We start from the raw sequence: 15,688 nt of genomic DNA on the forward strand, positions 1-15,688 counted from the left end.
CATCAATAAAGCAATCTTACGCCGCGGCCACTTTTTCGCGCAGCGCACGTTTTTCGTCATCGCTCAGAAAGGCGATTTCCAGACCGTTAATCTGCGCCTGGCGAATCTGTTCGCGGCTCAATCCTGCCGCTGGCGCGGCGACGTGATATTCATGGATAATATCTACGCCCTGAACAGCCGGATCGTCCGTATTAAGACTGGCGAGAACGCCATGCTCAAGGAAGGTTTTGAGCGGATGGTCTGCCAGTGATGCGACGGTACTGGTCTGAATATTCGAGGTCAGACAGGATTCAATACCGATACGCTGCTGTGCAAGAAAATCCATTAACGCGCGATCTTCGACAGCTTTTACGCCATGTCCGATACGTTCGGCCCCCAGTTCGCGAATCGCCTGCCAGATACTTTCCGGCCCTGCGGCTTCGCCAGCGTGAACGGTAATATGCCAGCCCGCATCGCGCGCCCGATTAAAGTGCGACAAAAACAGACTGCCGGGAAAGCCCAGCTCATCACCGGCTAAATCCAGCGCGGTGATTTTCTCTCTGTGCGCCAACAGCGCATCAAGCTCCTGTAAACATGCCGCCTCGCCGAAGGTACGGCTCATAATGCCAATGAGTCTCGCCTCGACGCCAAACGTGTTACAGCCGTCGCGTACTCCGTCGATAACGGCTTCAACCACGCCTGCGATCGGTAACTGATGCGCCATCGCCATATAGCCGGGCGAAAAGCGAAGCTCGACGTAATGCAGGCCGTTACGTGCGGCATCTTCAATATTTTCAAAGGCCACACGGCGGCAGGCGTCAAGCGATGCCAGGACTTTTACCCCCCAATCGAGCTTCGTGAGAAAGCTCACTAAATCGGGTTCGGTTGAGGTGACCTGGACATGCGGAATCAACGTTTCCAGCGTTTGGGCGGGAAGGGCGATGTTGAACTGCCGACCAAGATCCAGAATTGTTTGGGCGCGAATGTTGCCATCAAGGTGGCGGTGGATGTCAGTCAAAGGAAGCGTAATATCAATCATGGGCGCACTCAATTTTTAATAAAAGTGCGCACCATTATACTACAGATTGATAATCCTCTGGAAATTTTGCAAAAACGGAGTCATTACGTTGCAACTTCGCGAGAGCGCGGGAGAAATTTTGTATCATTCTCTTTAACGCGCCCCGGTTAGCTCACGGGGGGCTCTGTTATCGCATCTTAGGATAAAGGGTCAACACCCCGCTTGTAGACGGTATCAGCGAACGGTGCGGATAGCGTTAATCAATCCGTTGACGCCTTTTTCAAGTTTCAGGCGAGGGCATCCGGCATTCAGACGCACAAATCCCCGGCCTTCTGCGCCATAGGTATCGCCGGGCATAATGGCGACTTTCTCCTGATGAATGAGCGTGTGCTGTAATTTTTGATCGTCAATGCCGAGTGAACGGAGATCAATCCAGGCCAGATAGGTCGATGGCGGCGCTTGCCAGTTCAACGTCGGAAAGGCGCCATTCAGCGCCTGCTCAATATAGCGCATATTAGCCGCCAGCGAGGCGCGTAACGCATCCAGCCACGGCGCGCCGTGCTGATACGCGGCAATATGCGCCGTGAGCGAGAGCACCGCTGGCGAAGAGAGGCCGTCGCGCCCTTTTAAGGCGGCCAGGTAGCGTTCACGGCTTTCACTATTTTCAATGATTCCATAAGCGCCGGTTAATGCCGGAATGTTGAAGCTTTTCGAGCCGGAGGAGAGCAGCGCCCAGTCTCCGCGCGCGACATTGCTCCAGGGAATATGCGGCTGGTTTCCCCACACCATATCCATGTGAATTTCATCGGAAATTACCCGTACGCCATGGCGCTCGCACAGCGTTGACATCGTTTCCAGCTCGTCACGCGTCCACACTTTACCGGTGGGATTTTGCGGACTGCACAACAGCAGGATTTTGCTTTCCGGACGCGCCAGCGCCGCCTCCAGTTTGACCATATCGCAATACCAGGCGTTGCCTTCTTTCTCCAGCGGGACGGGAGTGACGATGCGATGGTTGCCTTCAATCGCTTTATAAAAAGCATCGTAAGCGGGGGTATGAACTACCACGCCATCGCCTTCGTTGGACCACTGGCGGATAAGCTCGGACGCCATATAGATAACGGAGGGGCCGTATACGAGGGAGTGGGCATCTATCGTGGTCTGATGGCGTGTCGCAAACCAGTGGGTAATCGCCCCTAAAAACGCCTCATTTTTCCAGCGGCTATAGCCCAGCACACCGTGGGAAAGGCGCTGGTTTAGCGCCTCCAGGATACACGGCGCGGTGGCAAAATCCATATCCGAGATCGTAAAGGGGAGCAGATCGGCTTCGCCAAAACGATCGGCGACATAATCCCACTGCGTACACCATGTCCCGCGACGGTCAACTTCCTGTGAAAAATCGAACATATCTCTTCCTTATGCCTGAACGGTATTCATCAGACCAACCATTTCATCTTTTACCGACTGAACCTGCGGGCCGATAACCACCTGCAAATTATGCTGATTGAGCTGTACGACGCCTATCGCACGATTGTCCTTCAATGCCTGGACATCGACAAGCGACATATCTTTCACGGACAGACGTAGGCGGGTGATGCAGTTGTCCAGACTCACGATGTTTTCCGTGCCGCCTAATGCCGCCAGGATAGCAGGCACGTTGTAGCCGGATTTTCCTGGCGCGCCAGCGATCGCTTTTTCAATGCTGGTGGCGATCTCCGCTTCGCGCCCCGGTGTTTTGAGGTTAAAGCGTGTAATGGCGAAGCGGAAAATGAGGTAGTAAACCGCAAACCAAATCGCCGCCACTACCGGTACCAGATACCATTTTGTTGACAGACCATGCAGGATGCCAAACACCACAAAGTCAATAATATTGCCATCCGTATTGCCGATAGTGACGCCGAGAATAGCCATGATGGTAAAGCCCAGCCCGGTCAGCAGAGCATGAATAACGTACAGCACCGGCGCTACGAACAGGAACAGGAATTCCAGCGGCTCCGTTGTACCGCCGACAACGCAGGCGATTAAACCGGAAATCAATAATCCTTTAATTTTAGGGCGGTTTTCTGGACGGGCACAGTGGTACATTGCCAGCGCGGCGCCCGGCAACCCACCGAGAAACGCTGGCATTTTGCCTTGCGATAAGAAGCGAGTGGCGCTTTCAGAGAAGCCGTGCGTCGTTGGGCAACTGAGTTGGGCCTGGAAAATAGTCAATGCGCCGCTCACGGTATGCCCGCATACCTCTTGCGTACCCCCCGCCTCGGTGAAGCGAATCAGCGCTACCAGAATATGGTGCAGACCAAAAGGCAACAGCAGGCGCTCGCCGGTGCCGAAAATCATCGGTCCAAAGTCGCCGGCGCTATTGATGATATGACCCAGTCCACTAATTCCCATCGCAAAAACCGGCCAGACGAGCGGGATAACCAGGCCGACAAGCCCCATCACAACGGCGGAAACGATAGGTACAAAACGCGTACCGCCGAAAAAAGCCAGCGCATCCGGCAAACGAATGGTATGAAACCGTTCATGCAGCATCCAGACAATAATACCAGCGATAACGGCGCCGAGGATGCCGGTATCGATAGAGGGGATGCCCAGAATATTTTGTACGTTATTGGCTTTCAGCACCGCCGCATCGGTGGTCGGCAGAATGCCTTTTGCCGTGAGCCAGAAGTTGACTGCAAGGTTCATGACCGCATAACCGACGAACCCGGCAAATGCGGCGACGCCTTTGTTTTCCCGCGCCAGACCGAGCGGAATCGCGATACAAAACATCACCGGCAGGAAGCTAAAGGCAAAAGAACCTACTTTACTCATCCAGGTGAAGATAGCCTGTAGCAAGGGATTACCCAGCACGGGGAGCAGGGTGATAACGTCGTGGCTACTGAGTGAGCTGCCGATACCGAGCATAATGCCGCAGAACGAGAGCAAGGCGACGGGCAACATAAACGTTTTGCCCAGTTGCTGGAAAAATTCCCATAGCGTTATTTTTGGCGTGGTTTTCGTCGTCATCTAACGACTCCTTGTTAATAAAGGCCGGTGTCAGGTTATGATGGCGAAAAGATAAAACGTTTTATCAAATTTTAGTGCGGCATTAATCACATTACTGACCGATAATAACGCGTATAAAGATAACGGATAGGTAAAACGTTTTATCTGCCAGATTCTGGAGCGATTTGTTGACATGGCTATCGCCAAAAAAATCACTATCCACGATGTTGCGCTGGCGGCTGGTGTGTCGGTGAGCACCGTTTCCTTAGTGCTGAGCGGCAAGGGGCGAATATCGGCCGCGACCAGCGAGCGCGTGAACGCGGCAATTGAACAACTGGGTTTTGTGCGTAACCGCCAGGCGTCCGCGCTGCGTGGCGGGCAAAGCGGCGTTATCGGTTTGATCGTGCGTGATTTATCGGCACCCTTTTATGCCGAATTGACCGCCGGGTTAACGGAAGCGCTGGAAGCGCAAGGCCGTATGGTTTTTCTCCTGCACGGGGGGAAAGATGGCGAACAGCTAAATCAGCGTTTTACCATGCTGCTTAATCAGGGCGTGGATGGCATGGTGATCGCCGGTGCGGCGGGTAGTAGCGAAGCGCTGAGAGCGCAGGCCGACGCACAAGGAATTCCGGTGGTGTTTGCGTCACGCGCCAGCTATCTTGATGATGCGGATACCGTTCGGCCTGACAACATGCAGGCGGCGCAGCTCCTGACGGAGTACCTTATTCGTCAGGGCCATCAGCGCATCGCCTGGCTGGGAGGACAAAGCGCATCTTTAACCCGTGCGGAGCGCGTGGGCGGCTATTGTGCGACGTTGTTAAAATACGGTCTACCGTTTCACAGCGAGTGGGTCGTGGAATGCGCTTCCAGTCAGAAACAGGCAGCAGAAAGCATTACTGCGCTGTTGCGATACAATCCGACCATTAGCGCGGTCGTTTGTTACAACGAAACCATTGCGATGGGGGCGTGGTTTGGCCTACTGAGAGCCGGACGACAGAGTGGCGAGAGCGGTGTCGATCGTTATTTCGAGCAGCAGGTGTCGCTGGCGGCGTTTGCTGATGTGGCGGAGAACGCCCTCGACGACCTGCCGATTATCTGGGCCAGTACGCCGGCGCGAGAAATAGGCTATACCCTGGCCGAACGAATATTGCAGCGTATTGCTCACGACGAGCACCATGTGCGGAGTCAAACGATAGCCGCTCGCCTGGTAACGCAAAAGTAGAGGCTGCGCGTCGTTCGGCGCAGACCGGGTGCAGCGTCGCGACACCCGGCAAGGCGATTATTGTTGAGGCAGCGCCGGAACGTCCGGAACGGAAAGCGCCGGCATCCCAAACAGGCCGACAAAGTCTTCCAACGGCATTTTTTGTCCGTTGAGCGTGATCTGGCCATTGGCGTACTGCAAACTGGAGGCGATAGTATTATCCTTCAGCGTTGTCAGTCGGAACATCTGACCCATTGCGGACAGCCCCTGCACCTGCTGTTTTGCCAGTTTTTCCGCATCATCCTGCTGATAGCCTTCCAGCTTTGCTATCTGCGTCATAAACTCGACCGCCATGTCCATTGGAATTGCCAGTTTCGCATCCAGCGATTTCACGGAGCGGTCGACTTCCTGCGCCAGCGTTTGCGGTTGTGCCGTTGTGGTTGCCGGATCTTTGAGGAACAGCGACAGATTCAGCGTGGTTTCCCCTTTGGCGTTTTTCCAGCTAAGCGGCGCCAGGGTCAGTACCGGATCGCCTTTTAACAGCACGGGGAGAGCGCTAAAGAACGCTTCAGTGACTTTTTGCTGATAAAGCTCAGGATTCTGCGCCACGTCCGGCTGATTCAACAGCGCCTGCGTTTGCGCATGATATTGCTGACTAAACTGGTGCCAGGCTTCGCCGTCGATTTGACCGACTTTCAGCGTTAATTTACCGCTGCCCAAATCCTGATTCTGCACTTTCAGGCTGTTAAGCGAGTAATCCAACTGGCTGTTAATGGTTTTTCCGTCGTTGACGAGATCGGACTTGCCGGCAATTTCCATCCCTTCCAGCACCGCCATCTCTTTACCCTCAATGGCGATGGACAGTTTATCCAGCGTTAACTTTTGGTCGCCTACACGCTCGCCAAAGCTTGCCAGCTTACTGGTACCGTCTGTTTTCAAATTATTAAAGGTGAGTTGGACCTTCTGATTATATTCGTTAACGGCATCGACCAGGCCGCTCTGCGCTTCGCCCGACAGCGAAACCACATTACCGTCTTTATCGGCGTTAAGCTGGAACTCGCCGCCGCTAAAGGCGACCTTTTCACCGGCATTCTCGTAGTTTAACGGCTTGAGAGAGATATCGGAGCGGGTATCGCCGCCATAACCAATGCGGGTATTGATAACAAAGGGCGTGTCGCCTTTCGCGATATCAAAGAGGGGTTTTGCCGCATCGTTATTCACCAGGGTGGTTTTTACCGACGCCATAGAAGGGATCAGATTGAGCGTTTTGAGCTGGGCGAGCGGGAAGGGACCATGTGAAACGGACTCGTCCAGCACAATGCTTTGCCCAGGCTTCAACCAGGTATTGTCTGCGCCGGCAACCGGTTTGACAACCAGTTGCAGATGGCTACTGAACACGCCACGCTGGTAGTTTTGATAACTTAATTCGACACCGGCCTCCGGCGCAGTACGCTTGAGCTGTTCATTGGCCTGAGTCACCATTTCTGAAAGATGGTTCTCCAGCTTTTTCCCCGTATACCAGGCGCCGCCTGTCCAGACGATGCCAAGTGCAATTACTACACCTGCAGCTACCAGTGTTTTTTTCATATCAATTGTCCATAAAAATGAAACCAGGCGGATTAAACCGCCTGGAGGAGTTTTACGTCTGTTATAAGCTTAGCAAGAGTTGTTAAAAAATTCAGTACGTTGCTACAGCTTGTTATAAACACGCGCTAAACGGCCTGTGCCGCTGGCGTTAACCGGAGACTCATCCGCGCCGATAAAGGCAGATTCACCCGGCTTCAGTACCAGACGCTGTTCATCTTTACGTAACACCGCCTCACCCTCAACGCAGAACAGAATCGCGGCGCTGTGTTGGCCGATGCTCGTCTCCTGAAGCGCCAGGTCGTGCAGTGAAAAAGCAAAATCGTCAACCGGAATTGGGAAGTCCAGCTCCGCGACGCTTTTTACCGGGGCAGTCAGCAACTCGCTGGCAGGCTTAGGTTCGAACTTCACGTTCGCGACCAGCTCAGGGATGTCGATATATTTTGGCGTAAGGCCAGCGCGCAGAACGTTATCGGAGTTCGCCATGACTTCCAGCGCAACGCCCTGCAGATAAGCGTGAGGCGTTTCGGCAAACAGGAACATCGCTTCGCCGGGATTCAGTTTGACCACATTCAGCAACAAAGGAGAGAAAAGCCCGCTGTCGTCAGGATAATACTCTGAAATCACGCGGATCGTTTGCCACGGTTCGCCTTGCTGGCTGTTAAGCGCCGCTTTGAGTACGGCTAACGCGCGGGATTTTTCTTCGCCTTGCATATTCAACAGGCTGGCGAAAAGCTGGCTCAGACGTTCAGCGTTTGGCGCCTGCAAAAAGTGGGCGATAGCGGAATGCGCGCCAGCGACAGGTTGCAGTAAAGAGACAATGTCAGAAAATTCGCGGAACGCGTTCATCGCCAGGAAAGGCGTCAGGGCAAAAACCAGCTCTGGTTTATGGTTAGGATCTTTATAGTTCCGCTCTGCGGCATCCATGGGGATACCCGCCGCATTTTCTTTCGCGAAACCGATTTCGGAGTTGCGTTTATTCGGGTGCACCTGAATAGAGAGCGGCTGCGCGGCGCACAGTACTTTAAACAGAAACGGCAGTTCGCCGAAACGGTTGGCTACCGCTTCGCCCAGCATGGCGGTTTTATTCTTTTCGATGGCGTCACGCAGGGAGACGGTTTCGCCGTTGGCGGTGGTGATTCGCGAGCTGCTTTTGGGATGCGCGCCCATCCAGAGTTCAGCCATTGGCTGCTGCTGCGGATTGGCGATGCCATAAAGTTCCGTTAACGCAGTTTTACTTCCCCAGGCATAGTTTTGCACTGAGTTAATGAGTTTTTGCATTATCAAGCCCTGTTTCAATGTGGAGATCAATGGGAGGTATTAAACCAAGAAACCCGCATGAAGTAACCTCCGGGCGTAAAAAGTCGTACTTGTCTCAGTTTTTGTTAAAAAATTGTGTAGGATAGTGTTACTCGCTTTGAGTCGGGCAATGGAACACCTGCCCAGAGAATAACCATACCGAGCGGTAAGTGAGAGCACAATGTCAAACAAACCCTTCTTTTATCAAGACCCTTTTCCCCTCAAAAAGGACGATACCGAGTACTACTTGTTGACCAGCGAACATGTTTCCGTCGCCGAATTCGAAGGACAAGAGATCCTGAAAGTCGCGCCGGAAGCGCTAACGTTGTTGGCGCGTCAGGCCTTCCACGATGCGTCTTTTATGTTACGTCCCGCGCATCAGCAGCAGGTGGCGGATATTCTGCGCGATCCGCAGGCCAGTGAAAACGACAAATATGTCGCGCTGCAATTCCTGCGAAACTCCGATATCGCGGCCAAGGGCGTGTTGCCCACCTGCCAGGATACCGGTACGGCCATTATTGTCGGCAAAAAAGGCCAACGCGTCTGGACTGGCGGAGGTGATGAAGCGGCGCTGGCTCGCGGCGTATATAACACCTATATCGAAGATAACCTGCGCTATTCGCAAAACGCGGCGCTGGATATGTACAAAGAGGTCAATACTGGTACTAACCTGCCGGCGCAGATCGATCTCTACAGCGTCGATGGCGATGAATATAAATTCCTCTGTATCGCTAAAGGCGGCGGATCGGCGAATAAAACCTACCTCTATCAGGAGACAAAAGCGCTTCTGACGCCGGGTAAGCTTAAAAATTATCTCGTCGATAAGATGCGTACGCTGGGCACCGCCGCCTGTCCGCCGTATCACATTGCGTTTGTCATTGGCGGCACCTCGGCGGAAGCGAACCTGAAGACCGTTAAGCTGGCCTCGGCAAAATACTATGATGCGCTACCGACCGAAGGCAATGAACACGGGCAGGCTTTCCGCGATATTGAGCTGGAAAAAGAATTGTTGCTTGAGGCGCAAAATCTTGGCTTAGGCGCGCAGTTCGGCGGCAAATATTTCGCTCACGATATTCGTGTCATCCGATTGCCGCGCCACGGGGCATCGTGTCCGGTAGGTATGGGCGTGTCCTGCTCCGCGGATCGAAACATTAAAGCGAAGATCAACCGGGAAGGGATCTGGATCGAGAAGCTGGAGCGCAATCCCGGTAAATATATTCCTGAGGCGCTGCGCCAGGCGGGAGAGGGCGAGGCGGTGCGCGTTGATCTTAACCGTCCCATGAGCGAGATACTGCAACAACTGTCGCAGTATCCGGTATCAACGCGCCTGTCGCTGAACGGCACGATTATTGTGGGCCGCGATATCGCTCACGCTAAACTGAAAGAACGGATGGACAGAGGCGAAGGTTTGCCGCAGTACATCAAAGATCATCCTATCTATTATGCGGGGCCGGCAAAAACGCCGGAAGGGTACGCCTCCGGGTCGCTTGGGCCGACTACCGCAGGACGAATGGACTCTTATGTTGATCAGCTCCAGTCGCAGGGCGGCAGTATGATCATGCTGGCGAAAGGCAACCGCAGCCAGCAGGTGACCGATGCCTGTAAGAAACATGGCGGCTTCTACCTGGGCAGTATCGGCGGCCCGGCAGCCGTTCTGGCGCAGGGTAGTATCAAGCGCCTGGAGTGCGTGGAATATCCTGAACTGGGTATGGAGGCTATCTGGAAAATTGAAGTGGAGGATTTTCCGGCCTTTATTCTGGTGGATGATAAAGGTAACGATTTCTTCCAGCAGATTCAGTCATCGCAGTGCGCGCGCTGCGTTAAGTAATGTCGCCGCCCTGCGGGGCGGTAACATGATTCGCTATTTTGCCGGAGAACGGCGCAAGCGCCTTATCCGGTCTACACCGTTGTGTTGTTATCGTTAATACTCATAAGACCGCAAACATGTGAGCAATATCGACACATGATCTCATCAACTTGAGTAAGGAGCAGGTAATGGTAACGGTACGCCGCGAGAAAGATTCAATGGGCGCGATTGAAGTCCCGGCAGATAAACTGTGGGGGGCGCAGACTCAACGTTCGCTGGAGCATTTTCGGATTTCCACGGAGAAAATGCCCGTCTCGCTCATTCACGCTCTGGCGTTGACCAAGCGCGCCGCTGCGAAGGTCAACCAGGACTTAGGGTTGTTGGCGGCGGAAAAAGCCAGCGCGATTATCCAGGCGGCTGATGAAGTGCTGGCGGGAAAACATGCTGATGAGTTTCCGCTGGCGATTTGGCAGACCGGGTCCGGTACGCAAAGCAACATGAATATGAATGAAGTGTTAGCGAACCGCGCCAGTGAAATTTTGGGCGGCGTTCGCGGTATGGAGCGCAAGGTGCATCCCAATGATGACGTCAATAAGAGTCAAAGCTCAAACGATGTGTTCCCAACCGCCATGCACGTGGCGGCGTTACTGGCGTTACGCGAACACCTCATCCCGCAATTATCCGCATTAACGGATACGCTTCGCGATAAATCCCACGCTTTCGCCGATATTGTCAAAATTGGCCGTACTCACCTGCAGGACGCGACGCCGCTCACCTTAGGCCAGGAGATTTCCGGTTGGGTAGCCATGCTGGAACATAACCTCAGACACATTGAGCACAGTTTACCGCACGTCGCGGAACTGGCGCTCGGCGGAACCGCAGTAGGGACAGGGCTTAATACTCACCCGGAATATGCCCGGCGCGTGGCCGAGGAACTGGCGACGATTACCGCAGCGCCGTTTGTTACCGCCCCGAATAAATTCGAAGCGCTGGCGACCTGTGACGCGTTGGTACAGGCGCATGGTGCATTAAAAGGACTGGCGGCCTCGCTGATGAAAATCGCCAACGATGTTCGCTGGCTGGCGTCCGGCCCGCGCTGCGGCATTGGCGAGATTGCTATCCCGGAGAATGAGCCAGGCAGTTCCATTATGCCTGGTAAAGTGAATCCGACCCAGTGTGAAGCGGTAACGATGCTATGTTGCCAGGTGATGGGTAACGATGTGGCCATCAATATGGGGGGCGCATCGGGCAACTTTGAGCTCAACGTCTATCGTCCGATGGTTATCCATAATTTTCTGCAAACGGTGCGCCTGCTGGCCGATGGCATGGCGAGCTTCAATCAACACTGTGCGTCAGGAATCGAGCCAAACCGCGAGCGTATTACGCAGTTGCTGAATGAGTCGCTGATGCTGGTCACTGCGCTCAATACGCACATCGGTTACGATAAAGCGGCGGAGATTGCGAAGAAGGCGCATAAAGAAGGGCTGACGCTCAAAGCCTCAGCCGTGGCATTAGGATACCTTAGCGACGAGGAGTTCGACGCCTGGGTACGTCCGGAGTTGATGGTTGGCAGTATGACGCCGGGACGTTAATCCGCCACATACAGGTGCAGTCGCGGAATAATCAGTCGCAGCGGCTGCGCCTGTGGTTTAAAACGGTGCTGAATATTATCGGCGTCATAGTTTTCCAGCCCGCCAATATCCGGCACACCAGCGCCGTTGTCCGTGTTGATTAATGCGATAATCGGCGTGGGGCAGGCGTGTTGCACCTGTTTCTGCTGGCCTTTATACCAGATGCGGGCGATCGGCTGTACTTTAACCGGACGCTTAATCTTGAGTCGGGCCTGCTGCGGTAAGGCAGCGATATCCTGATATTCCCGCTCCAGCTTGAATTGCCATTGTTCGCGCGTCCACGGCGGGACGCTGCGCGGTGACGCAAGGCTTTTTTTCAACTGGCTCAGAACCTCATCCCGGCTTAAATTTTTAATAATATGTTTATTTGCCCAGCCGAAACGTATGGTAGCGGGGTTATTGATAAGCGTCAGCGTGCGGTAAGCGTTCAGCGTAATTAAGCCGGGTAGATGCCGATGCACCCACTCAAAACGTGCCGCTGAGGGAAGACCGGACTCTACCGTAACCATCTGCTCGAAGGTGGTTTTCAACTGGTTAATGCGCTGTACCTGATTTTCCAGATCTAACTGTGTCGCATTATCCACTTGATAGCATAAGACGCCAGGCAGGCGGACGGCGGCTTTACTGCTGCGGTTTTCGGACTGCTGTTGAATAAACAAATGGCGATAGTGACGTAGCGCCAGCGTTTCGGCCTCTTTCCCCAGATGTTGCGTGACCTCGATAGTGTCCAGCGGCGCATGTTCCGCCTCTTTGGTCACCTGCGGCAGTGAAAAGACACGGGCGATAAGTAGCGAATGCTGCTGTAGATTATCCGTCAGCGCCGCCAGGTGTTGTTCTATCTGGCGGAAAGTGCCATTCAGGCGTTCAACGAGATCGTAGCGGGACATGGTATTACTCACTTTAGTTACAACATACTATCTGTATAGCACAGTTCCCGCCGCTCAACCAGCGTGCAAAATACGTCAGGCAGCGGTCATGTCGGGCATCGCGTGCCAGACCGGCCAGTGAAAGCTAAATTTTGCGCCGCCCAGTTCGCTCTCGTCACAGACGACGCTACCGCCCATCGCCAGGGCGATAGAGTGTACGATGGCGAGTCCAAGCCCGCAGCCGCCTGTCGCCCGGTCTCTACTGGGGTCGAGTCTGACAAAAGGTTCAAATACGCGCTCTCGGGCATCCGCTTCAATGCCGGGGCCGTCATCTTCGACTATCAACGCTGCCTGACTGCCGTCGAGTAACAGACTGACCTGAACGGTGGTACGACTGTAGCGCAACGCATTATTCAGCAGGTTATCCAGCACTCGCGACATTAACCGCATATCAAGCGCGCCATAATCGCCGATTACACATGTGAGAAGGTTTACGGCGCGTTCCGGGGTCACGCTCTGCACATCCTGCAAATGCGCGAGCAACCAGGCGGGGAGGTCGGGTTCGGTCAACATCAGTTCATTTTGTGGTCGGTCAAGGCGCGCATAGGTGAGCAGTTCTTCAATCAGCGCTTCCAGTTGACCAATATCGCGATTGAGCGCCTGTGATTCCGGCGGTGTAAGGTTTTCACTCATTTCAAGCCGATAGCGTAAACGTACCAGCGGCGTGCGAAGCTCATGGGCGATACCGTCAATCAGCTGTTTTTTACTGGCGATCAGAGCATTAATATTATCCGCCATCTGGTTGAACGCGACGCCCAGACGTTCGAAACTGGAACCATTATCGAAATGCAGGCGTTCAGTCAAATGACCCTCGCCAAAGCGCTGCGCGGCGGATTCGAGCCTGAGCATTTCTTGCCAGTGCGGGCGCATCCAGATAAACACAGGAAAGGCGAGAGAAAAGGCAATGAGCGCCATTAAGGCGATATCCAGCAGTCGCATTTGATGCAGGAAATAGAGGTAGGGAACCGGGCCAACCGCCAGGACGTAATGGCTGCGCGGGATACGCTGAATAAAGGTGTATTGATCGTCAAGCGCGACAATATCGCCTTCACGCAGTCGCTGCGTGGTGGCGGCATCAAGCTTATAGTGATTTAACGGTTCAACGCGTAAATCGAAAGAGAGGTTCAGGTCCATCTCTTTTAACGTTTTCCCCCATTCACGCGGCGGAATTTCCCGCAGTTCGCTGCGCATCAGATAGAGCGAACTTTTCATCAGATCGTCGAGCGATTGCCTGCCCGCGCGTTCGGCAGTGAATTTGTACACCAGTCCGACCAATAAGGTCATGACCAGAAAACAGACGAACAGCAAAAGGTAAAACTGCACAAACAGCTTTTTCATCAACGCCCACCGGATCTCAATACATTAACTCTATCGCGGCGCTGGCGGAAAAGATTTCCCGTCAGCGCCGCTGGTGGGTTATAAAAGCAGGCTTTGCGTCAACTGACAACCTCATTGTCCGGCGTTAAGGTCCGGACTTTCGTGAACAATGCGTCCATCGACAAGCGTCAAAACAGCACGAGTGGTATCAATTCTGTCTTCCGGCATCGTCATAAATGGCTGATTTAGTACCGCCAGATCGGCCTGTTTTCCGACGCTAAGCTGGCCCCGGTGTTGTTCGGCAAAGGCGAGCCAGGCGGCATGACGTGTATATAACGCTAGCGCTTCCAGACGCGTGAGCCGCTCGCTGGCGGGTTTACGTACGGAACCGCCTGACGCTATACCGGTGATATGATATTCGATAGCGTGCCAGACACCGGCAATGCCAATACGCGTCGAATCGGTACCGCCAGCTACGACAAGCCCTTTATCCAGCGCTAGTCGAACCGGCGGCGAATTGTCCGTCGCGCCGGGTGGATTGGCGTCACGGATGGCAAGCCCCTCAAAGTAAGGCCCCATTTGCACAGTGTATGCCAGGCCCAGCTTACGCATTCGCTCAAGCGTCTGTGGCGAACCGGTATTCAGATGCGCAATAGACCAGCGGAGAGGACGCAGATCGTACTGCTGCGCTACCTGCTCAAAAATCGTCAATATCGCGTCGGCGCTGTCATCGGTATAGGCGTGGATCTCAAGCGGTATTCCCCGTTTTGCCGCAAACGTCGCGACCTGGCGAAGCGCGGTTTTATCCTGCTCTGAGGAAGAAAATCCTGGGGCCATCCGCACGCCGTCATTCATTCCGGCCACCAGGCTTTCCCCCAGGCCAAGAAAAGCCAGTTGCCCGTCATCGGCACGCGCCGGGCGAAAGGCCATCAGGTTGCTGAACCACTGCGCTTCATGACCTTTAGCTTCCGGCTGTACCGGAATGCGATACCCCACGCGCAGCGGTAAATCCCCCTGGTTTCGCATTGCAAATAAAGGCTCATAAGCGGCGGCAGGCCCGGCAGAGGGGTCAATGATGCCGGTCACGCCGCGAGCGTTCATATCAGCGAAAAATTGTCGCAGACCGCCCTCGCGATCGGCGTTACTACTTATGCTGGCAAAAAGCTGGTTAAACGCGGCGATGTCACCAAATAATTTCCCCGTGGCGCTACCTTTTGTGTCGCGCTCTACGCGGATTCCCGCTAAATCAGGAGGAGGGGTGTCGTTAAGGCCAAGTACGTCTATACCGCGCTGATTCACTAACGCATAGTCGTAAAGATACTGAATATAAGCCGGATGATCGGGAAGGGCGTGGCTCAGTTCGGCTACCGTCGGCGCCCGGTTTTCTGCAAATTGTGCCGGTATCCACGATCCCACTACGGCTACCCATTGATCGCGGGGACGACGGTTAGCGTCGGCGCGTAATTTATCCAGCGCGTCTTTAAGCGAAGGGCTGTTGTACCAGTAGGTTTCGAATGTCCAAGTTTGTCCGCCGCGAATGGCGTGAATGTGGGTATCGGTCAGGCCGGGTATCACGGTTTTACCCTGTAAATCGATGGTACGGGTATGGTCGCCGCGCCATTCATTTGTCGCCGTATCACCGCCAATCGCCACAATCCGCGAGCCGGAAATCGCCAGCGCGCTGGCCTGCGGCTGGGCATCATTCAGAGTGATGATATTACCGTTATGCAAAATAATATCCGCTGCCGGGCGGGCGGCGGTGGCTGCGCCTGTGGCCGTGAGCAGAAAGAGAAGCGCGGTTCTGGAAATCAGAGACGGGACGAGACTGATCATTAGCATGTTCCTTTTGTCGGGCGATAAGCAAACCATAGAGAGCGAACAAGAATTGTTCAATCTGTGCCCAGGGAACAGTGCGTTCTGTTTTTAGAACGGTGGTGA

Annotated in this window: 11 protein-coding genes; 3 read left to right on the top strand and 8 right to left on the bottom strand. The window is 54.1% G+C overall.

Going from position 1 to position 15,688, the window contains the following annotated elements:
* Positions 1-16 precede the first annotated feature (16 nt).
* From add to malX, 3 genes are all read right to left on the bottom strand, one after another.
* Entirely contained in the window at positions 17-1,018 is a 1,002-nt protein-coding gene (add, locus tag ACLJRE_RS06170) for an adenosine deaminase (RefSeq protein WP_000565564.1), read from the bottom strand.
* 213 nt (positions 1,019-1,231) lie between these two features.
* Positions 1,232-2,404 carry a MalY/PatB family protein gene (locus ACLJRE_RS06175; protein WP_023212219.1) on the bottom strand — a complete coding sequence of 391 codons (1,173 nt, stop codon included), beginning with the start codon at positions 2,402-2,404 and terminating at the stop codon, positions 1,232-1,234.
* Between the two features lie 9 nt (positions 2,405-2,413).
* Positions 2,414-4,006, bottom strand: coding sequence for a maltose/glucose-specific PTS transporter subunit IIBC (gene malX / locus ACLJRE_RS06180; RefSeq protein WP_000208903.1), 1,593 nt, complete (start codon positions 4,004-4,006; stop codon positions 2,414-2,416).
* 172 nt (positions 4,007-4,178) lie between these two features.
* Here malX and ACLJRE_RS06185 point away from each other — a divergent pair, with 172 nt between their 5' ends.
* Complete coding sequence (locus ACLJRE_RS06185) at positions 4,179-5,207, top strand: Mal regulon transcriptional regulator MalI (protein WP_023212218.1); 1,029 nt, start codon at positions 4,179-4,181, stop codon at positions 5,205-5,207.
* A gap of 57 nt (positions 5,208-5,264) precedes the next feature.
* Here the strand turns inward: ACLJRE_RS06185 and ACLJRE_RS06190 are convergent, their stop codons facing one another.
* On the bottom strand, positions 5,265-6,773 hold the full coding sequence (locus ACLJRE_RS06190; protein WP_017441033.1) for a YdgA family protein: 1,509 nt from the start codon (positions 6,771-6,773) through the stop codon (positions 5,265-5,267).
* 102 nt (positions 6,774-6,875) lie between these two features.
* Entirely contained in the window at positions 6,876-8,051 is a 1,176-nt protein-coding gene (gene manA / locus ACLJRE_RS06195; RefSeq protein ID WP_023212216.1) for a mannose-6-phosphate isomerase, read from the bottom strand.
* Positions 8,052-8,250: 199 nt separating this feature from the next.
* Here manA and fumB point away from each other — a divergent pair, with 199 nt between their 5' ends.
* Together fumB and fumC are read left to right on the top strand one after the other, a co-directional pair.
* Complete coding sequence (gene fumB, locus ACLJRE_RS06200; protein ID WP_000066609.1) at positions 8,251-9,897, top strand: class I fumarate hydratase; 1,647 nt, start codon at positions 8,251-8,253, stop codon at positions 9,895-9,897.
* A gap of 167 nt (positions 9,898-10,064) precedes the next feature.
* Positions 10,065-11,468, top strand: coding sequence for a class II fumarate hydratase (gene fumC, locus ACLJRE_RS06205; protein WP_000259117.1), 1,404 nt, complete (start codon positions 10,065-10,067; stop codon positions 11,466-11,468).
* Here fumC and tus read toward each other — a convergent pair.
* The 3 genes from tus to ACLJRE_RS06220 all read right to left on the bottom strand — a co-directional run bounded on the left by tus (position 11,465) and on the right by ACLJRE_RS06220 (position 15,589).
* On the bottom strand, positions 11,465-12,394 hold the full coding sequence (tus, locus tag ACLJRE_RS06210) for a DNA replication terminus site-binding protein (protein WP_000092497.1): 930 nt from the start codon (positions 12,392-12,394) through the stop codon (positions 11,465-11,467). The genes fumC and tus overlap by 4 nt on opposite strands.
* Positions 12,395-12,469: 75 nt before the next feature.
* The gene (gene rstB / locus ACLJRE_RS06215) at positions 12,470-13,771 is read right to left on the bottom strand and encodes a two-component system sensor histidine kinase RstB (protein WP_000732943.1); all 1,302 of its coding nucleotides are present in this window, start codon (positions 13,769-13,771) and stop codon (positions 12,470-12,472) included.
* A gap of 111 nt (positions 13,772-13,882) precedes the next feature.
* Complete coding sequence (locus ACLJRE_RS06220; RefSeq protein ID WP_072196357.1) at positions 13,883-15,589, bottom strand: amidohydrolase; 1,707 nt, start codon at positions 15,587-15,589, stop codon at positions 13,883-13,885.
* Positions 15,590-15,688: the final 99 nt, after the last annotated feature.

Origin of the sequence: Salmonella sp. SAL04157, assembly GCF_046551635.1 — a bacterium.
GTDB classification, from domain to species: domain Bacteria; phylum Pseudomonadota; class Gammaproteobacteria; order Enterobacterales; family Enterobacteriaceae; genus Salmonella; species Salmonella enterica.